This is a genomic window from Streptomyces musisoli (assembly GCF_016741855.1).
GTDB classification, from domain to species: Bacteria; Actinomycetota; Actinomycetes; order Streptomycetales; family Streptomycetaceae; genus Streptomyces; species Streptomyces musisoli.
This window is the reverse complement of the sequence record NZ_JAERRH010000006.1, coordinates 310950-334519: the sequence shown is the minus strand read 5'-3', so window position 1 is coordinate 334519 and position 23570 is coordinate 310950. Positions and strand designations below refer to the sequence as shown.

Here is a 23570-nt window from a genome sequence, read left to right as displayed (position 1 = left end):
TGAGCAAGGAGCCAGCATGTCCATCAAACGGCCGGTCGCCACAGCCCTGGCCGCGGCCCTCTGTCTGGTCACCACGGCATGCGCCGACTCCTCGACCGACGAGAAGACCGACGGCGGGCGGACCGGGGCCGCGTCGAAGTCCGGATACCCGGTGACCATCGACAACTGCGGCCGGACCGCGACCTTCGAGAAAGCCCCCCGCCGGGTGGTCGTCATGAACGGCGCCTCGGTCGCCGAGGTCTCGACCCTGCTCGCCCTCGGCCTCGGCGACAGGATCGTCGCCAACGAGCAGACGTACGGAATGAGCGAGGTACCGGGCCGGGCCGAGGCCATCAAGGCGCTGCCCACCGGCGACATCGAACTCAACGACGCCTACGACATCCCCCGCGAGGCGATGCTGGGCCTGCGCCCGGACCTGGTGCTGTCCACCACCTCGTACGGCTTCGACGAGAAGAACGGCTTCGCCACCCGGGACCAGCTCGAACAGGTGGCCGCCGAGACGTACGTCTCCCCGCAGGGCTGCAAGCAGGACACCTCGAAGATGACCGTCGCCGACAGCTACACCCTGCTGCGCGACATGGGAAAGATCTTCCACGTGTCCGACCGCGCGGAGAAACTGATCGCCGCCTCCCGGAAGCACATCGGCGAGGTCTCCGCCAAGGTCAAGGGCAAGAAGGCGCCCAAGGTGATGGTGCTCTTCTCCAACATGTCCATGGGCGGCAACGCCTTCAGCTCCGTCGTCGCCCAGGGCATCTACAACGACATCCTCGCGAAGGCCGGCGGTGCCAACGCCTTCGCGTCGGCATCCGCGACCTCCTTCGCCGACCTGAGCAAGGAGAAGGTCGCCGCCACCGACGTCGACGCGCTCGTCGTCATCGGCTACAACGACCCCCACCCGGCGGCCTACGCCAGGAAACTGCTGAAGGAGTTCCCCCAGTGGCCGGCCGCCAGGAAGAACACGTACGTGGTCCTGTCCGACTCGATGTACCTCGGTCCGAGCAACGACCTGGCGGTGGAGAAGATCGCCAAGATGCTGCACCCGGACGCGTTCCGAGCCGGCCGGCCCGGCTGAGGGTCACCCTGGCCTTCACCCTCCTGCCCGTCGCCCTGATCGCCACCATGATCGTGGCGATCAGCATCGGCGCGGTCACCGTCCCCCTGGGTGACGTCTGGGGCATCGTCTGGCACCACGTCACCGGGCAGGGCGCCGCCGGTGACCTCGCGACCGACCAGATCGTCTGGAACTTCCGCACTCCCCGGGTGGTTCTGGCGGCCCTGGTCGGCGCGGGCCTGGCCGTCTCGGGCGCGGTGCTCCAGACCGTGGTGTCCAACCCGCTCGCCGACCCCATCGTGCTCGGTTTCTCCTACGGGGCCACCCTCGGAGCGGTGCTCGTCATCACCCTGGGCGGAGGCGTGGCGCTCGCCGGGCTCGGCGTCTCGGCGGCCGCGTTCCTCGGTGCGGTGGCGGCGGGCGCACTGGTCTTCGCCCTCGGGCGGAGGAACGGCCGGATGGCCCCCACCCGGCTGGTCCTGGCCGGGGTCGCGGTGGGCTACGTCTTCCTCTCGGCGACGAGCTACGTCCAGTTGCAGGCCACGCCGACCGAGCTGCGGACGGTGATGTTCTGGATGCTGGGAAGCGTGGCCGGCGCCCAGTGGGACCAACTGCCCCCGGTGACGGTGGTGGTGCTGGCGGGCACCGCCCTCCTCACGCTCTTCGGCCGGAGGCTCAACGTCCTGCTGGCCGGGGACGACTCCGCCACCGCGCTGGGCGTCGACGTCAACCGCCTGCGCGCCGTCCTCCTGGTGCTCAGCGCGCTGCTGACCGGAACCGTCATCGCGGTCGCCGGCAGCATCGGCTTCGTCGGCCTGATGATCCCGCACCTGGTCCGGCTCACCCTCGGCGCCGACCACCGCCGCCTCCTGCCCCTGACCGCCCTGCTGGGCGCCCTCTACCTGGTCCTCGTCGACCTGCTCTCCCGCACCCTCGACCGCCCCAACGAACTCCCGCTGGGCATCCTCACCGCGCTGCTGGGCGCTCCCTTCTTCCTGTGGCTGCTGCGCCGAAACAGGGGCCTGGACTGAAGCATGAAACTCACCGTCGACCGGCTCCACATCACCCTCGACCGCAGCCCGATCCTCCACGACGTGTGCCTGGAGGCACGCAAGGGCGACATCGTCGGCCTCGTCGGCCCCAACGGCAGCGGCAAGTCCACGCTGCTGCGCGCCATTTACCGCTCGCTCCGCCCCGCGCAGGGCGTGGTCCGCGTCGGCGACGACGACGTATGGGCCCTGTCCGCGCGCACCGCGGCCCGGCGTACCGCCGCCGTCCTCCAGGACGCCACCGGCAACACCACCGGCCTGACGGTCACCGAGATCGTCGCCCTCGGCCGCGCACCCCACCACGGGCTGCTGGGGCGCGACGGCGCCGAGGACCACCGGGCCGTGGAGGACGCCATCGACCGCTGCGGGGTACGACCGTACGCGGACCGGGACTACGCCTCCCTGTCCGGGGGTGAGCGCCAACGTGTACTGCTCGCCCGGGCGTTGGCGCAGGATCCGCAGCTGCTCGTGCTCGACGAGCTGACCAACCACCTGGACATCCGCGCCCGGTTCGAGCTGCTGGACCTGATCCGGGCCACCGGTGTCACCACGCTGGCGGTCCTGCACGACCTCGATCTGGCCGCCCGACTCTGCGATCACCTGGTCGTCCTGCACGAGGGAGCCGTCGTGACGGCGGGACCGGTCCTGGACGTGCTGTCCCCGGCACTCCTGGCCGACGTCTTCGGCGTGCGCGCGCACGCCGGGCAGCACGCCGACGGCGTCGTCCGCATCACCTACGCGGCCCAGCCGCTCGCCCGCGGCGGCGGGGAGGAGCCCGGTCCCGTGGCGCGCGACGGCACCGGAGCGGAGGAGGGCCGGACCGTGGGGACCGGGGACCGCTGACACGCGGTCAGGCCCCACGTCGAGCCCTCCTTGTCCGTCTCGTCAGCCGGTGTCGGCGGTGCGGGCGCTCCAGCGCTCCTCGACCTTGGCCAGGCGCCAGTAGGCGATGGCCACGGCCCAGACGACCACGAACAGGCCGACGATGACGTAGCCGACGTTGTCCAGGTTCAGGTCCGCGATCCAGCCGGTGACGTCGTCGCTCAGGCCGAGCTTGTCGTGCAGCACGCCGACCAGCTCGATCGTGCCGACGAAGAAGGCCACCGCGATGGACAGGCCGGTGATCGTGAGGTTGTAGAACACCTTGCGGACGGGGTTGGAGAACGCCCACTGGTAGGCGAAGTTCATGAAGGTGCCGTCGAGGGTGTCGAACAGGCTCATGCCCGCCGCGAAGAGGAGGGGCAGGCACAGGACCGCGTACCAGGGCAGGCCGGCGGCGGCGCCGTTGCCGGCCAGGGCGAGGAGGAGGACCTCGGTCGTGGTGTCGAACCCGATCCCGAAGAGGAAGCCGAGCGGGAACATCTGGCCGGGGCGGCGGATCGACTTGGTGAACCGGCCCAGGAGGCGGTTCATGAAGCCACGCGAGTCCAGGTGGGCCTCCAGTTCCGCCTCGTCGTAGCGTCCGGCGCGCATGGCCTTGAAGACGCGCGCGATGCCGAACAGAGCGACGAGGTTGAGCGCGGCGATCAGGTACAGAAAGCTGCCGGAGACCGTGGTGCCCACGGTGCCGAGGACCTGGTGGGTCCGGGAGCCGTCGTCCATCAGGGTGCCGGCGAGCTTCGCGCCCCCGGCCACCAGCGCGGCCATCGCGACGACCACGCTGGAGTGTCCCAGAGCGAACCAGAAACCCACGGACACCGGCCGCTGGCCGTCGGCCATCAGCTTGCGCGTGGTGTTGTCGATCGCGGCGATGTGATCCGCGTCGAAGGCGTGCCGCATGCCGAGGGTGTAGGCCGTGACGCCCAGACCGACCCCGAACGCCTTCGAGTCGACCTCGTAGTGGCGCGGGAGCACGAGCAGGAAGAGGATCCCGAAGGCGACCACGTGCAGGGCGACGACCACGGCCAGGAGACCCGCGGTGCGGACGGTGTCCTCCCGTCGCCAGCGAAAGGACGGGACGGCGGTTTCGGGCACGCCTCGGGACACGGTCATACGGTCACGCTCCAACACCTCGTGGATCAGCTTCGTGCTGCCGTGGCCGGTCTCCTGGCTGACGGGTCGACGCGCCCGCCCCTGCCTTCCCGGCCGTGCGGCCAGTGGCAAACATGGGGCGGGAACTTCCCGATCACAGTGGCGAGGGCCGCTCCGGACTGAGCCCTTTGGGGGCCGGCACCGGTCTTCCCGAACACCACGGCCCGTTCACCCTAGAAGGCCGTGCACGTCAGCTGCAAGATCGCACAGCCGGGCAGGCACGGAGGGGTGCCGTCGACCGGGGGCCGCGGTGGTCGTGACACCGGGCCCGACACCGGGCCCGACACCGGGCCGAGGGGAGCAGCTGGGCCGGGGAGATGGGCCGGGCCGGGGGAAGGACCGGGCCGGGAGGGGCTGGGCCGGGGTCGGCGGCGGGCCGGGGGTCTGTGCGGCGTCAGTGCCCCAGCACCCGCCGTGTCGCCGCCCCGATGACGGCGGCCACGGCGGCCAGCGCGGCCACGCTGGTCAGTGCGGCGGGCAGGGAGAACCAGTCGGCCATGAACCCGATCGCGGGCGGCCCGAGGAGCATGCCGCCGTAGCCCAGGGTGGAGGCGATGGCGACGCCGGACGGACCGGCCAGCGCACCCGCCCGCTCCACGGCGACCGGGAACAGGTTGGCGAGTCCGAGCCCGGTGACCGCGAAGCCGGTCAGGGCGGCCCAGACGGAGGGCGCGAGCGAACCGATCAGCATGCCGGCCGTGGCCACGGTGCCGCCGGCGACGACGGTCCGGGCCCGGCCGAGCCGGGCGAGCAGCGTCGTCCCCGTCAGCCGGCCGACGGTCATGGCGAGCGCGAAGCACGCGTACCCGGCAGCCGCCGTGCCGGCGGAGGCGGCGAGATCCTGTTGCAGGTGGAGCGCGCCCCAGTCGGCCATCGCGCCCTCGCCGTACGCCGTGCACAGGGCGACGAGCCCGAAGACGACGACGAGCCCGCGCCCGGTCCGCCCGCCCGCGGCACTCCCGCCCGGCGCCGCCGCCGACGGCGCGCGTTCCGGCGGCGCGGGCGACTCGTGCCGCAGCAGGGTGCGCCCGGCGACGGCCGTGACCAGCAGCCCGATCACGGTGAGGCCGAGGAGATGGCGGGTGGGGGAGAGGGCGCCGGCGACCAGCCCGCCGAGGCCCGCGCCGACCATCCCGCCCAGGCTGAAGGCTGCGTGGAAGCCGGGCATGATCGGCCTGCGCAGGGCGGTGACCAGGTCGACCGCCGCGCTGTTGAAGGCCACGTTGACACCGCCGTAGGCCGCGCCGAACAGCAGCAGGACGGCCCCCAGCGCCGGCGCCGAGTGGGTGAGCGGGGGCAGTGCGACGCTGAGCGCGAGCACGGTCATGCAGACCACCGTCACCGGATGACTGCCGTAGCGGCGGCACAGCCGTCCGGTCAGCGTCATGGTCAGCACGGCCCCCGCGGAGACCCCGAGCAGAGCGAGCCCGAGGGCGCCGGTGGAGGCGTGCGTCTGGTGCTTGATGTCGGGGATGCGGACGACCCACCCCGCGAAGATGAAACCGTCCAGTGCGAAGAAGGCGGTGATCGCTGCGCGCAGTGCCGCGAGGCCCCGGCCTGGCACGACGCTGTGCGCGCGGGTTTTGTTTATTGTCGGCACAAAATGCAGGGTAGGGGTGGGGGCGGGGATCGGGCAAGCGGCTGGAGGGCGGCCGGGTGGTTGCGGGCCCGGCCCCCGCACCGGGTGAGCGGGGGTGCCGGCGTCTCCTCCCGACACCGCACCCGGCCGAGCTGCACGGCTCCGCCCTGTGTCGCGTGTGGCTGTGGTGGGACCCGTCCATGAACCGGTGGCGAAGGCGGCGTACCGGATGTGCGGCCGGTGAAGAGCGGTACCACTGTGCGGGTTGCCCTGGTGGGGGCGGTGGGACCTCCGGCGCGGCAGCCCGAACGGGCCTGCCCACCTGCGGTTTCCGTCGACTGGGTGGCGCGCGGTGGGGCAATCGTGGTTCGAGGTGGACCCGTTCGAGGGATGGATGCGTGTGCGGGTTCCGCAACGTGCGGCGGATACGGGATGGTTAATGCTTGCGCACGCGCTGGTTGCGGGCGGGTGAGCGCGCCATGATGGGCCCATGACGTTGGCCTCGCGCGCGCTCGCGCAACTGGCGACCTGGCCGGACCTGAGACAGGCCGTCCCGAGCTGCGGTCTGGGGCGGGCGCTGACTTCGGCCCAGGGTGAGGTCGTCCACTTCCACTCCGAGCGTGATGTCGATCTGCGGCTCACCGACCGGGCCGTCCGGCGGTTCGCCAAGGACCTCAGGGACTCGGGTGCGATCAGGATCGTGCCCGGCTCGCAGTGGGTGACCCTGCGCCTGGACGCCGCGAGCGACGTGGACCTGCTGCTGACGCTGGTCAGCGTGGCGCTCCAGGCCCCGCAGATGTGGCCCGACCCGGCCGACCGGCCGGTGGCGGGCTGCAACGACCAGCGGGGCGCGGGGTTCGTGAAGACGGACCTCGGCGCCTTCTGAGCCCGGCGGGCCCCTCCGGCCGACCTCTGCGGCGGTCAGCAGCCAGCATCGGCGGCCAGCGGCCAGCGGCCAGCAGCCAGCAGCCAGCAGTCAGCGTTTAGCTGTCGGCTGTCGGCGGTCAGCTGCCAGCAGTCCGCTGTCGGCAGTCGGTGTCGGCAGTCGGTGTCGGACTCATCCCTCACACCGCCAGCACCCGCACGCCGGCCTCCTCGAACCGCCGTACCGTCTCCTTCTCCACCGCCGCGTCCGTCACCAGCGTGTCCACCAGCTCCGCTCCGCAGATCCGGGCGAACGCCCGGCGGCCCAGCTTGCTGGAGTCGGCGGCGACCACCACCCGCTCGGCGCGCTCGCACAGCAGGCGGTTTATGGCGGCCTCCGCCTCGTCGTGCGCCGCCGCCCCGTGCGCGACGTCGAAGCCGACGACACCGAGGACCGCCACGTCGAGCGTGATCTGGCTCAACACGCCGTCCGCCAGCGGGCCGATGAGTTCGTACGACTGGGCACGCGCCACCCCGCCCGTCACCACGATCTTGAACTGGGGGCGGACGGCAAGTTCGTTGGCGATGTTGAGCGCGTTGGTGACGACGGTGAGCGCCGGGGATCCGGTGGTGAGGTCACCGCGTACGGCCAGCGCCCGGGCCACCTCCGTGGTGGTCGTGCCGCCGGTCAGCCCCACCGCCTCGCCCGGGGCGACCAGCTCGGCCACCGCCTTGGCGATGCGCTGCTTCTCCGAGGCGCGCCGGGCCGTCTTGTAGCGCAGCGGGAGTTCGTACGACACCCCGTGCACCACCGCTCCGCCCCGGGTGCGCACCAGCATCTGCTGTTCGGCGAGCTGGTCGAAGTCCCGGCGGATGGTCGCCGCCGACACCGCCAGCTCGGCCGCGGCCTCCTCGACCTCCAGCCGGCCACGCTCGACGAGCAGTTCCAGCAGCGCCTTCCAGCGGGCGTCCCGGGACATCCGCAGCCTCCGTTCCTTATTCCGGCGATCCTCGGGACGGCCTCGCGATCGTCCCGTACCGGCCTCCCGACCGTTCTCCAGCCGGCCAGCCAGCCAGCCAGCCGACCGGTCGGCCGAACGTCCAGCCACCGGGCCGGTCTTCCGGTCGTGCCCCGACCGAACCGCCAGCCGTTCTCCGTCGTTCTCCGTCGCTCTCCGACCGCCTCCGGTCTCCCGGCGACCCTAGCGCACTCGGCCCTGCCCCCGAATGCTTGATTGTGTTCGAAAGCTCGCTATATCTTGCAGGAACAATCAGCAAGGGGAGGGTGTGGGCATGACCCATGTCGAGAACGAGCTGAACAGCCAGCCGGAGTGCTGGATACGGGCGGCCGAGCAGGCGGAGCGGTACCGGGGCGCACTGCCGGAGCCGGGGGAGCGGGTCGCCGTCGTCGGGTGCGGGACCTCGTACTTCATGGCCCAGGCGGTCGCCGCCCTGCGGGAGGGCGCCGGGCAGGGCGAGACCGACGCGTTCGCCGCCTCCGAGTTCCCCGCCGGGCGGTCGTACGACCGGGTCGTCGCCCTCACCCGGTCCGGCACCACCACCGAAGTACTGGAACTGCTGCGCAGCCTGGCCGGGCGGACACGCACCACCGCGGTCACCGCCGACCCCGGCACCCCGGTCATGGCTGCCGCCGACGACCTCGTCGTCCTGGACTTCGCGGACGAACACTCCGTCGTCCAGACCCGGTTCGCGACCACCGCACTCACCCTCCTGCGCGCCCACCTCGGCCTCCACACCGACGCCGTCGTCGCCGACGCACGCACCGCCCTCGCCGCTCCCTTGCCGGAAGGGCTCGTGCGATGCACGCAGTTCACCTTCCTCGGGCGCGGCTGGACCGTCGGACTCGCCAACGAAGCCGGGCTGAAGATGCGCGAGGCGTCCCTCTCCTGGACCGAGGCCTACCCGGCGATGGAGTACCGGCACGGCCCGATCAGCGTCACCACCGAGGGCACGGCCACCTGGATGCTCGGCGCGGCGCCCGACGGCCTCGCCGAACAGGTCCGCGCCACCGGTGGGCTGTGGATCGAGGGTGAGCTGGATCCGCTCGCCGAACTCGTGCGCGTACAGCGGCTCGCGGTCGCCGTCGCCGCCGCCCGGGGGCTGGACCCCGACCGGCCCCGGCACCTCACCCGCTCGGTGATCCTCACCCCCTGAACCCGTCGGCCCCGTCCCGGAAGGACACCACCCGTGCCCCTCGCACCCACCGGCGAGCTGGTCACCCGGGCCGCCGCTGCCCGCTCCGCCGTCGCCGCGTTCAACGTCATCACCCTGGAACACATCGAGGCCGTCATCGCCGGAGCGGAGTCGGCCGGCTCACCCGTGGTCCTCCAAGTCAGCGAGAACGCCGTCAAGTACCGCTACGGACGGCTCCTGCCGCTGGCCCGCGCCGCCGTCGCCGCCGCCGAACGAGCCGACGTACAGGTCGCGTTGCACCTGGACCACGTGCAGAGCGACGACCTGCTGCGCCAGGCGCCCGACGCCGGGTTCAGCTCGGTCATGTACGACGCGGCCCGTCTGTCCTACACCGACAACCTCGCCGCCACCCGGGTCGCCGCCGACTGGGCGCACGGCCAAGGGCTGTGGATCGAGGCCGAGCTGGGACAGATCGGCGGCAAGGACGGCCGGCCGCCGCTCGACGCGCACGCGCCCGGCGCCCGTACCGACCCGGGCCGCGCGCGGGACTTCGTCGCCCGCACCGGTGTCGACGGCCTGGCCGTCGCCATCGGCAGTGCGCACGCCATGACCACCCGCACCGCCGAACTCGACCACGGACTGCTCCGGCGGCTGACCGCCGCGCTGACCGTGCCGCTCGTCCTGCACGGCTCGTCGGGGGTGCCGGACGACGGACTGGTCGCGGCGGTCGGCGGCGGCATCGCGAAGGTCAACGTCGGCACCGCCCTCAACATCGCCATGACCGGGGCGATCCGGGCGTTCCTCGCCGCCCGTCCGGACGCCGTCGACTCACGGAAGTACCTCAGCGTCGGCCGGGAGGCGATGGCGCACGAGGTGACCCGGATCATCGGCGTCCTCTCCCGCACCCCTGCCTGATCCCCGCCACCGAGACCGGGCACCGGCACGCCGCCGTACCCGGTCGCCACGGTGCCCGGCGCACCGAGCGGCTGCGCCGGACCAGGCCGTTCCAGGCCCCGGGGCTCACCCCACAGCGGAACCTCCGGCCTGCGCCCGCCCCACCGAGCACCCGGGCCGCGCACGCTGACGAGCCCGCGGTCCGCCCCGCCGGCCCGCGCCTCACCTCCGTGGCCTCCGGGCCGCGCCGGCCGTCGAAGCCTTCGTCCCCCGATCCCCCACCGGTGCCTCCGGGCCGCGCGCAGCCGGCGACGGGCTCGCGCTAACCCCTCTTGACGGCCTTCAGGACGACGAACTTCGGATCGCTCGCCACGAGTCGGCTGTTCCCGAACAACCGCTTCAGCTTCACGTGGTAGCCGAGGTGCCGGTTGCCGATCACCCACAGCTCGCCGCCCGGCCGCAGCGCACGCTTCGCCCCGGTGAACATCCGCCACGCCGTCGCGTCCGTGGTCGCCTGGTGGGAGTGGAACGGCGGGTTGTTCAGAACCAGGTCCACACTGCCGGGCGCGACCCCCGCCAGCCCGTCCCCGACCCGGAACTCGGCGTGTCCCGGCACCCCGTTCGCCTTGTACGTCGCCTCGGCCGAGGCCACCGCCTGGAACGACTCGTCCACGAACAGCACCTCCGCCGTCGGATCGGCCAGCGCGACCGCCGTACCGACCACGCCGTTGCCGCAGCCCAGGTCCACCACACGCCCGGCGCCCGGCGCGGGCAGATGGCCGAGGAGGAAGCGGGTGCCGATGTCCAGCCGCTCGGCGCAGAACACGCCCGCGTGGTTGACCACCGTGTGCCCCGACACCGCGCCGACACCGTCCGGCAGGGCGTAGCTGTACGGCCACGGGTTGGCGGGCCGCTCCAGCGACGGGTCCGGGGTGCAGAAGATCAGCCGGGCCTTCTGCTGTGCCCGCGAGGTCCGGGTCGGCCCGAGGATCCGCTCGAACAGCTGGAGCGTCGAGGTGTGGATCTCCTTCACCATCCCGGTGCCGACCACGACCGTGTCCGCGTGCACGGCGGGCGCCAGCCGCAGCAGCTGGTCCTCCAGCAGCGCGAGGCTCTTGGGCACCCGCACCAGCAGCACGTCCACCCGCTCCGGGGGCGGGTCCTGCGTGGTGAGCAGCCGTACGGCACCCGGCTCCACGCCGGCCCGCGCCAGGTTCGCCCGGGTCGCCTCCTGACCGAGGAAGGAATCCGTGATCTGCGCCGGCCGGTGCTCCGCCAGCGCGGTGACCAGCGCCCCCCAGCGGTCCCCGACCACCACGACCGTGCCCGTGAGCGGCACCTTCTCCTCGGCGAGGTGGCGCAGCAGGTACGCGTCGGAGGCGTCCCAGGCACGCAGCCGGTCGCGGGGATCCTCGGGGAAGCGGGTCAGCTCGACCTCGCCCCACGGTGTCGTCATACGGTCGCTCATCGTGCGTCCAGGCTAGCGGAGCCGCAGATCAGGGGCCGTGGGGCAGGATGGGGGCATGGAGGACGAGCTGTTCGGCCGGGAGCGCGCGGAGGTCGCGCCGGGCGCCGTGCACGTCCCGGACTGGCTGGACCCCGGGCGGCAGCGCGCCCTGCTGGACGCCTGCCGGGAATGGGCGCGGCCCCCCGCCGGACTGCGCACGGTCCGCACCCCGGGCGGCGGCACGATGACCGCCCGCCAGGTCTGCCTCGGCTGGCACTGGTACCCGTACGCCTACGCCCGCACCGTCGTCGACGGCGACGGCAGCCCCGTGAAGCCCTTCCCGGGCTGGCTCGGCGAGCTGGGCCGGCGCGCGGTGACCGACGCGCTGGGCCCGCCCGCCGCCGCGGCCCCGCCGTACGACATCGCGCTGATCAACTTCTACGACGGCGACGCCCGCATGGGCATGCACCGCGACGGCGACGAACAGGCGGACGCCCCGGTGGTCTCCCTGAGCCTCGGCGACACCTGCGTGTTCCGCTTCGGGAACACCGGGACCCGCGCGAAGCCGTACACCGACGTGGAACTGCGCAGCGGCGACCTGTTCGTCTTCGGCGGCCCGTCGCGGCTCGCCTACCACGGTGTGCCGCGCGTCCGCCCGGGCACGGCGCCGGCCTGGCTGGGCCTCGCCGGGCGGCTGAACATCACCCTGCGGGTGAGCGGCCTGTAGGCGGAGCCACGGGCCACCCCGGGTGCGGATCATGGGAGACTCGCCCTCATGAGCGGCAAGGCGGAACCCCGGGCAGCGGGGGAGAGGACCACCTCGAGGGCGCGGCTGGACCGGGGACGCGGGGCACTGGGGCCCGCGCTGGAGCTGGTGCACACCGGACGTGCGCCGACCCGGGCCGTGCTCACCGCCGAACTCGGCGTCACCCGGGCGACGGCCGGCGCGGTGGCCGCCGAACTGGAGGCGCTGGGCCTGATCCGGGTGGACGCCCGTCCCGGCTCCGGGGCCGGCTCCCAGGGGCGCCCCTCGCACCGGCTGGAGGTGGCCGAGGACGGACCGGTGGTCCTCGCGGCACAGGTCCACGCCGACGGCTTCCGCGCCGCGCTGGTCGGACTCGGCGGGCGGATCGTGGCGACCGCGCCCGGCTGCGAGACCGTCGACGCCGACCCGGCCAAGGTGCTCGGCTCCGTGGTCGAGGCGGGCGCGGAACTGCTGCGCAGCACCGGACGGCGCTGTGTCGGCGCCGGGCTCGCCGTGCCGTCCGCCGTCGCCGAACCCGACGGTCTCGCCCTCAACCCGCTGCACCTGGCCTGGCCCGTCGGCGCGCCCGTCCGGCGGACCTTCGCCGAGTGCGTGCGCGCCGCCGGCATCGGTGGACCCGCGTTCACGGGTAACGATGTCAACCTCGCCGCGCTCGCCGAGCACCGGCACGGCGCCGGCCGGGGCGCGCGCGACCTGCTGTGCGTGGCCACCGGGCACCGGGGCGTCGGGGGCGCGCTCGTCCTCGACGGCCGTCTGCACACCGGCAGTTCGGGCCTCGCGCTGGAGGTCGGCCACCTCACGGTCAACCCCGAGGGCCGCCCCTGCCACTGCGGCAGCCGCGGCTGCCTGGACGTGGAGGCGGACCCGCTGGCCCTGCTGGTGGAGGCCGGCCGCGAGCCCGGTCCCGAGGTGTCGCTGCTCCAGCAGGCCGGCGACCTGCTGCGCACCCGGTACGACGACCCGGCCGTCCGCCGGGCCGCCGAAGCGCTCATCGACCGCCTCGGTCTCGGCCTGGCCGGCCTGGTCAACATCCTGAACCCGGACCGCATCATCCTCGGCGGCCTCCACCGCACCCTGCTGAACGCGGACCCCGGCCGGCTGCGCGCGGTGGTGGCCGGCCGAAGCCTGTGGGGCCAGAGCGGCGGCGTGCCCATCCTGCCGTGCACCCTGGACCACAACAGCCTGGTAGGAGCGGCGGAACTGGCCTGGCAGCCGGTACTGGACGACCCGCTGGCCGCGCTGGCCGAGAGCGGCTGAGACCTTCCCCAGGACCGGACCGGCCCCGCTACGACGGCCGGCCGGGCCGCCCGAGGCCGACGAGGAGCGCGTCGAGCGCCTCGGCGCGGTCCTGCGGGCGGACGGCGACGATCACCACGTCGGAGCCGTCCACCACGTCCTGGTTGCCGGCCCGGACCCGCACGTTCGGATACCGCCCGGCCAGCTCGGCGGCCGTGCGCGCGCCGCGCGGCGAGAGAAGGATCTCCGGCGGCTCCTCGACGCCGTCGCTCAGGCCCTCCACGACGGCCCGGCCGATCTCGCCCACACCGATGATCCCGATGCGTTCCACTGTGTCTCCCTCTCGTCCCAGCTCTCGCAGTCCCCTGCCGGTTACCGGCTGCCCGTGAGGCCCCGACCGCCCGGCGCCCCGGGTGACGCCCAAAGCCGTCAGTACGTCACCGTGATCCGTCGCCCCGGGCCGTCCACGGTGACCGATCCGCCGTAGGGGATCACGAGTTGGGGATCGGTGTGCCCGAGGTCCACGTCGAGGACCGCCATGGTCCGCGGGGCATAAGCGGCCAGCGCACGAAGCACCGCCTCACGCTGCTCGGCGGTGTAGCGCCGCTTGGCGTCCGCGTCGTTCGGCCGCTGGAACGACCACGCCTTGGCGCGGCCCATCAGCAGGGCCGGGAAGCGCTCCAGCAGGCCCCGTTCGCCCATGTTGCGCAGGATCCGGAAGACCTCCTCCCCGCTCGGCAGCTCCTCCGACGTCTCCAGGAACAGCACGCCGCCGTCGTAGGCCGCGGGATCGCGTTCGACCTCCCGGTCGGCCATCAGCAGCCACGAGAGGATCTCCAGGTTGCCTCCCCAGGCGCGCCCCTCGACGACCCGGTCGGGCCGGTGCCAGGTCCAGCCGCCGGCCGGCTGGGCGTCCGGCTCCGTGCCGAAGGTGGCCGGGTCGGCCCAGTCGCGGTCGGTGTCGCGGTACCGCTCGGCGCAACGGAGTTCGTAGGGGCCCGACGTGAACAGGGCCGCGCGGACCGAGTCGGCGGTCAGGGGGTGCAGCGCGTACGGGCGCCCGATCTCGGTCATCAGGCAGGCGCCGTGGTAGGCGACGATGCCGAGGTTGTACAGGACGGCCAGCAGATTGGTGTTGTCGCTGTAGCCGAAGAACGGCTTGGGGTTGGCGCGGATCAGCTCGCGGTCCAGGTACGGCAGCACGGTGATCTGGTCGTCGCCGCCGATGGTGGCCATCACCGCCTTGATCGTCGGATCGGCGAACGCGGCGTGGATGTCGGCGGCGCGCTCCTCGGGGGCGGACCCCGTCTTGCGAGTGGTGGGGTACTCCACCGGTTGGAGGCCGAAGTCCTCGCGCAGGCGTTTGAGCCCCAGTTCGTAGGGGAGGGGAAGCAGCCCCGCCAGACCGGAGGCGGGCGAGAGGACCGCTATCCGGTCGCCGGGCACGGGTTTGGGGGGATACACGGGTAAGTTCATGCCGGTCAGGCTAGGTGCCCGACCGGCCTTCGATCACTTCATTTCGGACGGGTCCAGCGCCTCACCCCGCACGCCGTGGCCTCGCCACCAGTTCACCCCCGCAGTTGGGACAGAGCCGGCCCAGGGCCGCTCCGCACGCATCGCAGAACGTGCACTCGTACGAGCAGATGAGGGCGGGGCCGTCCGGTGACAGCGGGGCGGTCTCACAGCGCTCGCAGCGGGTGCGCATCTCCAGTGCCATGGTCTTTCGTCCTTCCGGGGAACGGTCGTCGGTCTTGTGCCCTCATCCTCCTGATCAGACGCGGCGACGTAACCGTCCGGCGGGACAGGTATCCGCACGATCGGGCCGCGGCGGCGTGCTCACGTCCAGTCGGTCCCGAACGCCCGCCCCGGGTGCCCGCCGAGCACGAGGTCCGCCAGCTCCGCGCCCACCTCCTGCGCCAGCCGCTGCCGCACCCGGCGCAGCAGGTACGGCATCCCGGGCCCGCCGTCGACCGAGCGGGCCCCGGCGACCACCGTGTCCCCGCCGAGCAGCAGCCGGTCGCCGAACCCCGCCTCCGCCAGCGCCCGTACGGCCTCCGGCATCCGCCAGTCGGTGGCGTGGTGGGCGCGGGACGGCCCGTCGAAGGCCAGCCAGCAGCCCGAAGCGGCGGCCTGACGGTGCACGACCGGATCGGGGGAGCGGTTCAGGTGCCCCAGGATCACACGCCGGCCGGGCACGCCCAACTCACCGCACAGCAGGTCCAGTACGTCCAGCGCACCGGTGCCCAGCTCCAGGTGGACGGCGATGGGCGCGCCGGTGGCATGGTGCGCCTCGGCCGCCGCCGCCATCGTCCAGCGGGCGTGCGCGTCCAGCCCGTGGAAGCCGCCCGCCACCTTGATCAGACCGGCCCGCACCCCGGTCGTCCCGATGCCCTCGGTCAGCTCGGAGACGAACAGCCCGGCCAGCCGTCCGCCGCGCAGCCGGCCGAGCGGCTCCGCGTCGTAGTGCGCCGCTTGGTGCAGCCCGGTGGCGCAGACGATCCGCACCCCGGTCGCCCGGGACAGGGCCGCCAGATCCCCGGCCCGCCGTCCCATGCCGTACGGCGTCCACTGCACGACGGCCGCTCCGCCCGCCGCGCGGAACGCCGCCAGCTCGGCCCGCGCGGCACGGACGTCGTCCAGCTCCTGCCCCGGCAGCTGCGGGCTGCGCAGGAAGAGATGGTCGTGCGCGTCGCACACGCCCAGTTCGCCGGGCCTGACGTCGCCGAGCACGGTACGGACGTGTGTCACCACTGCCGTCCACGCGGGAGCCGGTCGCGGCCGGGTGCGGACAGGTGCAGCACCTCGAAGACGTCCCCGTCGGCCTCGGGGGAGTCGTGCTCCCAGAGGGAGAAGTGCACCAGCTCCCAGCGGTGCGGGTCCACGGCCGCCGCCGCGAGCACGGCACCGTCCCGCGCGGCCAGGCCCTCCGCCTCGGCCACCGCGTCCTCCATCAGGGCCGTCAGCTCGACCCCCTCCGGCACGGGCCGGCGCCGCCGGACGGCGAACGCGGGCCGCGTGCCGCCGCCCTCGGCATATCCGAGGCCGGTCCACTGCCGCACCGCTGGCCTGCCGAAGTCGTCGACGAGCCCCTGAAAGGCGCCGCCCCACAGGAAGCGGTTCATGCCCTCGACGGTGTTCCACAGGTAGAACGGCGCGTACTGGTTCACCGGGGAGCCGTGCACCCCGCGTTCGCGTACCAGGTAGCTCTTGAAGCCGAGGCCCTCCCAGTCCTCCAGCAGGGGGCTGACGCGGGCCACCCGCGCGCGGATGATGCCCATGTCGTAGTCGGCCGGGAGGGTCGACTCGTACTGCAAGGCGTGCATCGGGGTTCCTTCCGTCGTGGCGGGCGTGTTCAGGCGGGCCGGGCGGAGACGGGGCGGCCGTCGGCGCGGACATGGCGGCCCCAGTCCACGGTGGTGCCGTCCGCGGCGGCCTCCACGACCGCCAGGTGGGTCATGAAGGTGCGGGGACCGGCGCCGTGCCAGTGCCATTCGTCCGGCTCGATCCACACCGTGTCGCCCGCCCGGATCTCCTCCACCTCACCGCCCCGGCGCTGCACCAGCCCCTCGCCCTCCAGGACGTGCAGCACCTGCCCGTGCGGGTGCCGGTGCCAGGCCGTGTGCGCACCGGGTGCGAAGTGGACGTTGAACATGCGCAGCCGGGACGGCGCGGCGGGAGCGGCTATCTCGTCCAGCCAGACCGTGCCGGTGAAGTTCTCCGCCGGGCCCTGCCGGGTGTCGGGACGCCGTCTGGTGATGTGCACTGAGTCAGTTCTCCTGTCCTGGGGCCGGCGGCGCGAGCAGGGAGAGCAGGCCGCGTACGCCGGCGTCGAAAGCGGCGGGGGATCCGGAGGCGCGGGCCAGGACGTAGCCGCCCTGCACGGTCGCGAGGACGGCGGCGGCGATCTCCTCGCCGTCGAGGCCGGGCGCGAACTGCCCCCGCCGCTTGCCCTCTTCGACGATGTCCGCGATCCGCCCGCGGATGGCGGCGATCGTCTCGTCGACCGGTGCGCGCAGCTCCTCGCTCGCGATCACGTCCGGGTCCATGGTGAGCCGGCCGACCGGGCAGCCCCGCAGCACGTCACGCTCGCGCAGCAGGTACGCCTCGATGCGCTCGTACGGCGTGCCCGGACCGCCGAGAACGGCCTCGGCGGTGGCCCGCAGTTCCTCGGCGGTGCGCCGGATCGCGGCCAGGGCGAGATCGGGCTTGCCCTTGAAGTGGTGGTACATGCTGCCCTGGCCGGCCCCCGCGCGCTCCAGGATCGCCTTGGGGCTGGTGCCCACGTACCCGCGCTCCCACAGCAGCTCGCGGGTCGATTCGATCAGTCGTTCCGAGGTGCTCATGCCCTTACTGTACATACTAGTAGTTACAGAGCGCCAGTCCGTGCGTCGCCGGCCCGCGGTGCGTCCACGGGAGCAGCCGTGCCACGGCGCCGTACTCCCCGGGCGGTACGCGTGGTGCCGCCGGCCGCACGACGACCCGGACCCCCTGCCGGAGGGAGCCTCGGAACATCACCCGAAGACCCGAACCGACGAGGGAGATGACCCGAGATGCAGACCCTGGCCAACTGGGACGGCGGGCCCGGCCCGTGGATCCTGTTCTTCCCGCTGATCTGGGCGGCCGTCGTGATCGGCGCCGTCACCGTCCTGCGCCGCACCGCCTGGCGCGGGCGCGGCGGCCCCTGGCGGCCGGTGGACGCGGGACGTCCGGCGGGCGACTCGCCGCTCGCGGTCCTCGGCCGCCGCTTCGCCTCAGGAGAGATCGACGAGGACGAGTACTGGCGCCGCCTGTCCGTCCTGGAGGAGCAGTTCGGCCGCATGGGCAAGGGCGGTGCGGCATGACCACGGCGACCGCGGAAGGGACCGCGGCCGCGTGACGGACGCCGTGACGGTGTACGGCGGCGGCGACACCGCCGTGCAGTTCGCCTTCGCTGCGGGGGTGGTCCCCGCCCGGTCAGCCGGAGACGGCGGACCGGGCGGGAGCCGGTGCCCCGGCCGCGGGGGAGGCGGGCCCCGCGGCGGGCATGGGGGCCGAGGCGGGCGCGGAAGCCGCGTTCACCACGGCCACGGCCGGAACCTGGGCGCCGGCGGGCACCGGGGCTCCCGGGCGGACAGCGCCCGGCGGTACAGCGGTCCCCGCCGGGACGCCCGCCGCTACCGAGGCCCCCGCCGACGCCACGGCCCCTGCCGTGACGGGCGCGGGCGTGGTTGCCGGCCTCGCCGCGCCCCGCGGCGACCGGGCCGGACGGCCGGGGGCCGCCGCGGGGGCCGGCAGCGTGAACCACACGACCTTGCCGTTCTCGCCGTCCGGCCGCGCGCCCCAGCTCTCGCTCACCGCGGCCACCATCGCCAGGCCCCGTCCGCACGTGGCCAGGGGCGTGGCGTCCGGCGCGGCCGCGGCGTCGGCCGGTACCGGAAGACGGGGATCGTGGTCGCGTACCGAGACCGTGAGCCGGTCCGGCAGCAACTCCAGTTCGACGGTGCACGACTTGTCGGGCCTGGCATGCCGGTGGACGTTGCTCAACAGCTCCGTCACACCGAGCGCGGCCCGGTCTATCAAGGGGTCCAGATGCCAGTAGCGCAACTGCGCAGATACGATTCTGCGGACCTGGCCGATCCGCGACGGCAGGGCTTGGAGCTCCACCGTGCAGTGCCTGCTTGGGTGACTGATCACGGCTGCGACTCCCCGATGTGAGGTCCGGAGGGACCGGAATAAACACGGAGAACAACGGATCCAGCAGGGTGCTTGCGTCCAAACGTCCGCCTGCTGTCGTGGCCGGCGGGCTGGTTCGCAGCGTTATCGCCGGTAAACCCAGAGTGACGTGAGACCAGCGTGACGCAGCGGATGCGCTCCCGCAACTCGCCGCGACGGCGCGTCGCTCAGCCGCCGCCTCCCGCCGCCCGGCGGACCGCCTCGACGAACCGCCGGGCGGCGGGCGCCCCCGGCCGGCCGGGGGCGGGGTCGTGCTCGCCCAGCGTCAGCAGGTACCGCGTGCCGTTGACGTCGGCCAGCGCGCGGTCGTCCGGCACGAACCACGGCGTGGAGGCGCGCACCGCCTGCACCGGCGCGCTGTCGATCTCGCTGCCGTAGCTGTTGAGCAGCTGCAGCCTGCCGTCGCTGATCCGGACCTGTCCGGCCCGGGTGAGCGAACGCAGGCGTTTGCCGATTCGCACGCCTGTGGCAGTGAACTCCGGCTCCGCCATGTCTCGCCGCCCCCTCGCGGGTGTTCCCGTGTTTCCGTGTTTCCGTGTGCGCGCCCGTTCGGGACAGGTCGTCCCGTCGCGTGCAGTCTGCCCCGGCGCGGCGTGAAGCACCAGTACACGCGGGGCGCCCGTGACAGGCGCCCGGAGCACTTCCGCCCATGCGCCCCCAGGGGGCTCGCACGTGCGTGCCCCAGTAGTCCTTTGAATGGCTCAAAGATGCGTTTATGCAGGTGGGAAGGCGTGGGAAAGGTGCCTATGCTCGATCTGCCGGCCCGCGTGAGGCGCCGTCGGCGACGAGCGTAAGGAGCCCCTCCGTGAGCACCACTCCCCAGACCAGGACCGGCGCCACTCTCGACGTCGACCGCAGTGATCCCGCGTACCGCGCATGGCTGAAAGAAGCCGTTCGCAAGGTTCAGGCCGACGCCAACAGATCGGCGGACACCCACCTGCTGCGCTTCCCGCTGCCCGAGCGCTGGGGTATCGACCTCTATCTGAAGGACGAGTCCACCCATCCGACCGGCAGCCTCAAGCACCGGCTCGCCCGTTCCCTGTTCCTCTACGGCCTGTGCAATGGCTGGATCCGGCCGGACCGCCCGGTCATCGAGGCGTCCAGCGGCTCGACGGCGGTGTCCGAGGCCTACTTCGCCAAGCTGATCGGCGTGCCCTTCATCGCGGTGATGCCGCGCACGACCAGCGCCGAGAAGATCCGCCTCATTGAGTTCCACGGCGGCCGGTGCCACTTCGTGGACGACTCCCGGAAGATGTACGAGGAGTCCGCCCGCCTCGCGGTGGAGACCGGCGGCCACTACATGGACCAGTTCACCTACGCCGAGCGGGCCACGGACTGGCGCGGCAACAACAACATCGCCGAATCCATCTTCCGTCAGCTCCAGTTGGAGCGGTTCCCGGAGCCGGCCTGGATCGTCGCCACGGCGGGCACCGGCGGCACCTCCGCCACCCTCGCCCGCTATGTCCACTACATGCAGTACGACACCCGGATCTGTGTGGCCGATCCGGACAACTCCTGTTTCTTCGAGGGCTGGACCGCCGGCGACCCGGACGTCACCTGCGACTGCGGCTCCCGGATCGAGGGCATCGGCCGGCCGCGCATGGAGCCGAGCTTCGTGCCCGGCGCGATCGACCGGATGATGAAGGTGCCGGACGCGGCCAGCGTCGCCGCGGTGCGGGCGCTGGAGGGGGCCATCGGCCGCAAGGCGGGCGGCTCCACGGGCACCGGACTGTGGAGCGCGCTGAAGATCGTCGCCGAGATGGTGGCCGAGGGGCGTACGGGCAGTGTCGTGACCCTGCTGTGCGACCCGGGGGACCGGTACCTGGACAAGTACTACTCGGACGCCTGGCTCGCGGAGCAGGGCCTGGACATCGCGCCGTACGCGGCGGCGATCGACTCTTTCCTGGCCACGGGGGTGTGGCCGCGCTGAGCCGGCCCCGCACTCCCGGCAGCGGCCGCCCGACGGGCGGGTGACGGGGGTGTGTGGGTTTCGTGACGTCTCAAGTGAGGCTCGGTGCAAGCTGGTTGTGTCTGTACGACTGATAAGATCATCACACTTTTCAGTGGGCTGACGGCGTGTCACGAACGCGTCTGGGGGACAGTCAAAGGCACCATCGCGCTCTCATGCTCCTGGCGCGATGCGACTTGAAGAGAGTCTCATGACGTCATTGACCACGGATCCACTGCTGTGGATCTTGCTGGTGGTGCTCATCGCTGCGGTCGTCGCGGTGATGCGGGCCCGGAGGACCAACATGGCTCTCCGAAGAACGAGGAAGGACCTGGAGACAGGACTGGGAGAGGCCCGCGGCGACGTCGGCCAGCTCCACACGCACATCGCCGCGCTGACCGCACAGCATCAGCGGGACCTGGCCGACGTACGCGCGGACGCGGAGGCGGCGACCAAGGCGGTGCTGAAGTCCGCCATGGGAACGCTCCAGTCCCTCGCCGAGGAGCAGCAGGTGCTCCTCGACGACCTGCTGAAGAAGTACGGCGACACCACGGACGTCCTGGGCGACCTGATGACGGTCGACCACACCGGCAGCCAGTTCGGCCGCCGCGCCAAGGGCATCTCCGTGCTGTGCGGCGGCTGGCTGGGCAGGCGCGACGGCGCCGCCACGGTCTACGACGTCGCCCGCAGCGCCCAGGGCAGGATCAGGGACTTCAACCGGGTCAGCGTCCACTCGCAGGTGAACGTCTCGCTCGTCGGCAAGGCGGTCGAGCCGGTGGCCGTCGTGCTGGCCGAACTGCTGGACAACGCGACGAACTACAGTGCGCCCGGAACGCCGGTCGAGGTCAACATCCAGACCGTACCGACCGGTTTGTGTTTCATCGTGGACGACGCCGGCCTCGGCATGGACCAGGAGACCAAGGACCGGGCGGCGTCCCTGCTGTCCGTGGACGGTCCCGTCGACATCACCGGGCTCGGCGATCCGCCGCGGTTCGGCTTCGCCGTGTGCGGCATGCTCGCCGCCCGCTACGGCTTCGCCGTCTCCGTCGGCTCCGTATCCCCCTATGGCGGAGTGCGTGCAGTGATTCGTGTGCCCGAAAGCCTCCTCGCGGCCGATGCTCCTTCCCCGGCTGTCGACGCCCACGACACCGCGGGCGCGGAGGCCGCGCCCCAGCGCCTCGCGCCGGTCCCGGTCGTGGGCCCCTCGCACGTGGTGGGAACCACCTCGGGCGGGCTGCCCAAGCGCCGGCGCCGCAACGGCTCCGTCACGGTGGTCCCCGCCCTCGACGCCGCCGGTCAGGAGGGGACGCCCCAGCCGGTCAGCGAGGTGACGGCGTCACGGCTCGGGGCATTCGCGCGCGGAACTCAGCTCGGTCGCACCACGAACACCACGGAAGGATCTGACGACAAGTGAAGACCGACCTGTCCTGGGTGCTGAACGACGTGCTCGAGGTGCGCGGAGCCCGGCACGCCGTCCTCGTCTCGGGTGACGGCCTGCTGTTGCAGCGCTCGGACGACATCGGGCGGGACGACGCGGAGACGAACGCCGCCGCGATGAGTTCCATGCAGTCGCTGAGCCGTGCCGTCGCGGGGTTCGTGGGAGCGGGACACGGCATCTGGAAGCAGACCCTGCTGGAGTACGACGGCGGCTGGATCTTCCTGATCGCCGCGGGCCAGGGCGCGTACCTCGCCGTCTCGGCCGCGCTGGACGTCGACATGGAGGCCATGTCCTTCCGCATGCAGAAGACGGTGGTCTCCCTGAGCAAAGCGATGAGTGTGGCACCGCGCACGGACAGCGGTGCGCACGCATGACGACGCCGGGTGAGGAAGCCTCTGTCACCAGTGATTTCGTCCGCTCCTACGTCATCACCGGCGGCCGCACGCTGCCGGACGCGGACGACCTGGCGCTGCACACCCTGGTCACGCTGGCTCCCGAGCGGATCCGTCCGCTGGGAGCCGGTCCCGAGGTGATGGCCATCTGGAACCTGTGTGCGGGCGGCTACCTGTCGGTCGCCGAGGTGGCCGGACACGTGGGACTGCCGGTGGGGGTGGCCCGGCTGCTGCTGACCGACTTATTCGAGCAGGGACACCTCCTGCGCCGCGCCGAGCCGCCAAGGGCTCAGAACGTTGACAGAGCGACCCTCGAGAAGGTTCTGAATGGACTCCAATCCCTCATCGGCTGAGACGGCCCCTGGATCCATATACGTCTCCAGCGCGGTGACCAATGCCGCCAAGATCCTGGTCGTCGGGCACTTCGCCGTGGGCAAGACGACCTTCATCGGCTCGCTCTCGGAGATCACCCCGCTGCGCACCGAGGAGAAGATGACGCAGGCGTCCCTCCACGTGGACGACCTCAGGGGCGTGACGGAGAAGACCACCACCACCGTGGCGCTGGACTTCGGCCGTCTGACACTCAGCGACGACCTCGTGCTGTACCTGTTCGGCACCCCCGGGCAGCAGCGTTTCATGCAGCTGTGGGAGGACATGGCCCGTGGCGCGCTGGGGGCGCTGCTGCTGGTCGATCCCGGACGGCTGGAGGAGACCTTCCCCGTCATCGACCTCGTCGAGCGGTACGGCCTGGAGTACGCCATCGCGGTCAACGGCTTCGCGCCGGGCACGGTGTACGAGGAGGCGGAGGTGCGCGAGGCGCTCGACCTGCTCCCCGACACCCCCGTCGTCTACTGCGACGCGCGTGACCGGCAGTCCTCCGCCCACGCGCTGATCGCGCTCGTGCGTCACCTGCTCACCCGAGCCGCCTGACACGCCCATCCGCCCGGACCTACGGCCCGGAGCCAGCAGAAGGAACCTCATGGACCCCCAGTCAGCCCCCGCCCCCACC

At 72.6% G+C, this 23570-nt stretch carries 26 protein-coding genes, 1 pseudogene and 1 riboswitch; of the genes and pseudogenes, 14 read left to right on the top strand and 13 right to left on the bottom strand.

From position 1 onward, the window contains the following. Positions 1–16: 16 nt before the first annotated feature. From JK361_RS19090 to JK361_RS19080, 3 genes are read left to right on the top strand one after another with little or no spacing between them, the layout of a single operon-like run. Positions 17–1072, top strand: a complete 1056-nt coding sequence (locus JK361_RS19090) for an ABC transporter substrate-binding protein (RefSeq protein WP_201819535.1) — start codon at positions 17–19, stop codon at positions 1070–1072. Between the two features lie 47 nt (positions 1073–1119). Next, positions 1120–2082, top strand: a complete 963-nt coding sequence (locus JK361_RS19085; RefSeq protein ID WP_201819532.1) for a FecCD family ABC transporter permease — start codon at positions 1120–1122, stop codon at positions 2080–2082. Positions 2083–2085: 3 nt separating this feature from the next. Next, on the top strand, positions 2086–2943 hold the full coding sequence (locus tag JK361_RS19080; protein WP_201819530.1) for an ABC transporter ATP-binding protein: 858 nt from the start codon (positions 2086–2088) through the stop codon (positions 2941–2943). 42 nt (positions 2944–2985) lie between these two features. Here JK361_RS19080 and nicT read toward each other — a convergent pair whose 3' ends face one another. Beyond that, complete coding sequence (gene nicT, locus JK361_RS19075; protein ID WP_201819527.1) at positions 2986–4092, bottom strand: Nickel transporter NicT; 1107 nt, start codon at positions 4090–4092, stop codon at positions 2986–2988. Between the two features lie 27 nt (positions 4093–4119). Continuing rightward, positions 4120–4308, bottom strand: a riboswitch (cobalamin riboswitch). Between the two features lie 217 nt (positions 4309–4525). Continuing rightward, positions 4526–5731 (bottom strand): MFS transporter, encoded by a 1206-nt coding sequence (locus tag JK361_RS19070; RefSeq protein ID WP_307787276.1) that lies wholly within the window; start codon positions 5729–5731, stop codon positions 4526–4528. Between the two features lie 469 nt (positions 5732–6200). On the opposite strand from JK361_RS19070, the gene JK361_RS19065 reads away from it, so the two are divergent. Then, the gene (locus JK361_RS19065; RefSeq protein WP_201819525.1) at positions 6201–6596 is read left to right on the top strand and encodes a luciferase domain-containing protein; all 396 of its coding nucleotides are present in this window, start codon (positions 6201–6203) and stop codon (positions 6594–6596) included. Between the two features lie 178 nt (positions 6597–6774). On the opposite strand, the gene JK361_RS19060 is transcribed toward JK361_RS19065, so the two are convergent. Next, positions 6775–7554 (bottom strand): DeoR/GlpR family DNA-binding transcription regulator, encoded by a 780-nt coding sequence (locus JK361_RS19060; RefSeq protein ID WP_201819523.1) that lies wholly within the window; start codon positions 7552–7554, stop codon positions 6775–6777. Positions 7555–7867: 313 nt separating this feature from the next. Here JK361_RS19060 and JK361_RS19055 point away from each other — a divergent pair, with 313 nt between their 5' ends. Then, positions 7868–8749 (top strand): SIS domain-containing protein, encoded by an 882-nt coding sequence (locus tag JK361_RS19055; protein WP_201819521.1) that lies wholly within the window; start codon positions 7868–7870, stop codon positions 8747–8749. A 33-nt stretch (positions 8750–8782) separates the two neighbouring features. Next, positions 8783–9643 carry a class II fructose-bisphosphate aldolase gene (locus tag JK361_RS19050; RefSeq protein WP_201819507.1) on the top strand — a complete coding sequence of 287 codons (861 nt, stop codon included), beginning with the start codon at positions 8783–8785 and terminating at the stop codon, positions 9641–9643. Between the two features lie 301 nt (positions 9644–9944). Here the strand turns inward: JK361_RS19050 and JK361_RS19045 are convergent, their stop codons facing one another. Further along, positions 9945–11078, bottom strand: coding sequence for a methyltransferase (locus JK361_RS19045; protein WP_201819505.1), 1134 nt, complete (start codon positions 11076–11078; stop codon positions 9945–9947). Positions 11079–11145: 67 nt separating this feature from the next. Between JK361_RS19045 and JK361_RS19040 the strand changes: the two genes are divergently transcribed. Both JK361_RS19040 and JK361_RS19035 read left to right on the top strand, forming a co-directional pair. Further along, a complete protein-coding gene (locus JK361_RS19040; RefSeq protein ID WP_201819504.1) occupies positions 11146–11796 on the top strand; it encodes an alpha-ketoglutarate-dependent dioxygenase AlkB family protein in 651 nt (216 codons plus the stop codon). Between the two features lie 48 nt (positions 11797–11844). Continuing rightward, on the top strand, positions 11845–13092 hold the full coding sequence (locus tag JK361_RS19035) for an ROK family protein (RefSeq protein ID WP_201819502.1): 1248 nt from the start codon (positions 11845–11847) through the stop codon (positions 13090–13092). 28 nt (positions 13093–13120) lie between these two features. Here JK361_RS19035 and JK361_RS19030 read toward each other — a convergent pair whose 3' ends face one another. The 7 genes from JK361_RS19030 to JK361_RS19000 all read right to left on the bottom strand — a co-directional run bounded on the left by JK361_RS19030 (position 13121) and on the right by JK361_RS19000 (position 17429). Beyond that, complete coding sequence (locus JK361_RS19030; protein ID WP_201819499.1) at positions 13121–13402, bottom strand: NAD(P)-binding domain-containing protein; 282 nt, start codon at positions 13400–13402, stop codon at positions 13121–13123. A gap of 98 nt (positions 13403–13500) precedes the next feature. Beyond that, a complete protein-coding gene (locus JK361_RS19025; protein WP_201819497.1) occupies positions 13501–14547 on the bottom strand; it encodes a S66 family peptidase in 1047 nt (348 codons plus the stop codon). Positions 14548–14608: 61 nt separating this feature from the next. After that, positions 14609–14788 carry a DUF1272 domain-containing protein gene (locus JK361_RS19020; RefSeq protein WP_201819494.1) on the bottom strand — a complete coding sequence of 60 codons (180 nt, stop codon included), beginning with the start codon at positions 14786–14788 and terminating at the stop codon, positions 14609–14611. A gap of 119 nt (positions 14789–14907) precedes the next feature. Beyond that, positions 14908–15819 carry a phosphotriesterase family protein gene (locus tag JK361_RS19015; protein WP_201819491.1) on the bottom strand — a complete coding sequence of 304 codons (912 nt, stop codon included), beginning with the start codon at positions 15817–15819 and terminating at the stop codon, positions 14908–14910. After that, a complete protein-coding gene (locus JK361_RS19010) occupies positions 15816–16394 on the bottom strand; it encodes a DUF4865 family protein (RefSeq protein WP_201819489.1) in 579 nt (192 codons plus the stop codon). The genes JK361_RS19015 and JK361_RS19010 overlap by 4 nt, the downstream gene beginning before the upstream one ends. A gap of 29 nt (positions 16395–16423) precedes the next feature. Beyond that, positions 16424–16834, bottom strand: a complete 411-nt coding sequence (locus JK361_RS19005) for a (R)-mandelonitrile lyase (protein WP_201819487.1) — start codon at positions 16832–16834, stop codon at positions 16424–16426. Between the two features lie 4 nt (positions 16835–16838). Continuing rightward, a complete protein-coding gene (locus tag JK361_RS19000) occupies positions 16839–17429 on the bottom strand; it encodes a TetR/AcrR family transcriptional regulator (RefSeq protein ID WP_201819485.1) in 591 nt (196 codons plus the stop codon). Between the two features lie 192 nt (positions 17430–17621). Between JK361_RS19000 and JK361_RS18995 the strand changes: the two genes are divergently transcribed. Further along, the gene (locus tag JK361_RS18995) at positions 17622–17912 is read left to right on the top strand and encodes an SHOCT domain-containing protein (protein ID WP_201819483.1); all 291 of its coding nucleotides are present in this window, start codon (positions 17622–17624) and stop codon (positions 17910–17912) included. Between the two features lie 283 nt (positions 17913–18195). Here JK361_RS18995 and JK361_RS41305 read toward each other — a convergent pair. Both JK361_RS41305 and JK361_RS18985 read right to left on the bottom strand, forming a co-directional pair. Beyond that, positions 18196–18744 (bottom strand): annotated as a pseudogene (locus tag JK361_RS41305) (ATP-binding protein); the annotation flags it as partial. Between the two features lie 206 nt (positions 18745–18950). After that, positions 18951–19274, bottom strand: coding sequence for a hypothetical protein (locus JK361_RS18985; RefSeq protein ID WP_201819478.1), 324 nt, complete (start codon positions 19272–19274; stop codon positions 18951–18953). 314 nt (positions 19275–19588) lie between these two features. On the opposite strand from JK361_RS18985, the gene cds1 reads away from it, so the two are divergent. The 5 genes from cds1 to JK361_RS18960 all read left to right on the top strand — a co-directional run bounded on the left by cds1 (position 19589) and on the right by JK361_RS18960 (position 23491). Further along, complete coding sequence (gene cds1, locus JK361_RS18980) at positions 19589–20713, top strand: L-cysteine desulfhydrase Cds1 (RefSeq protein WP_201819475.1); 1125 nt, start codon at positions 19589–19591, stop codon at positions 20711–20713. A 229-nt stretch (positions 20714–20942) separates the two neighbouring features. Next, positions 20943–22145: an ATP-binding protein gene (locus JK361_RS18975; protein ID WP_201819473.1), complete on the top strand. Its 1203-nt coding sequence runs from the start codon at positions 20943–20945 to the stop codon at positions 22143–22145. Next, positions 22142–22543 carry a roadblock/LC7 domain-containing protein gene (locus JK361_RS18970; RefSeq protein WP_201819470.1) on the top strand — a complete coding sequence of 134 codons (402 nt, stop codon included), beginning with the start codon at positions 22142–22144 and terminating at the stop codon, positions 22541–22543. The genes JK361_RS18975 and JK361_RS18970 overlap by 4 nt, the downstream gene beginning before the upstream one ends. Next, complete coding sequence (locus tag JK361_RS18965) at positions 22540–22914, top strand: DUF742 domain-containing protein (protein WP_201819468.1); 375 nt, start codon at positions 22540–22542, stop codon at positions 22912–22914. The genes JK361_RS18970 and JK361_RS18965 overlap by 4 nt, the downstream gene beginning before the upstream one ends. Beyond that, complete coding sequence (locus JK361_RS18960) at positions 22889–23491, top strand: GTP-binding protein (RefSeq protein WP_201819466.1); 603 nt, start codon at positions 22889–22891, stop codon at positions 23489–23491. The genes JK361_RS18965 and JK361_RS18960 overlap by 26 nt, the downstream gene beginning before the upstream one ends. Positions 23492–23570 lie beyond the last annotated feature (79 nt).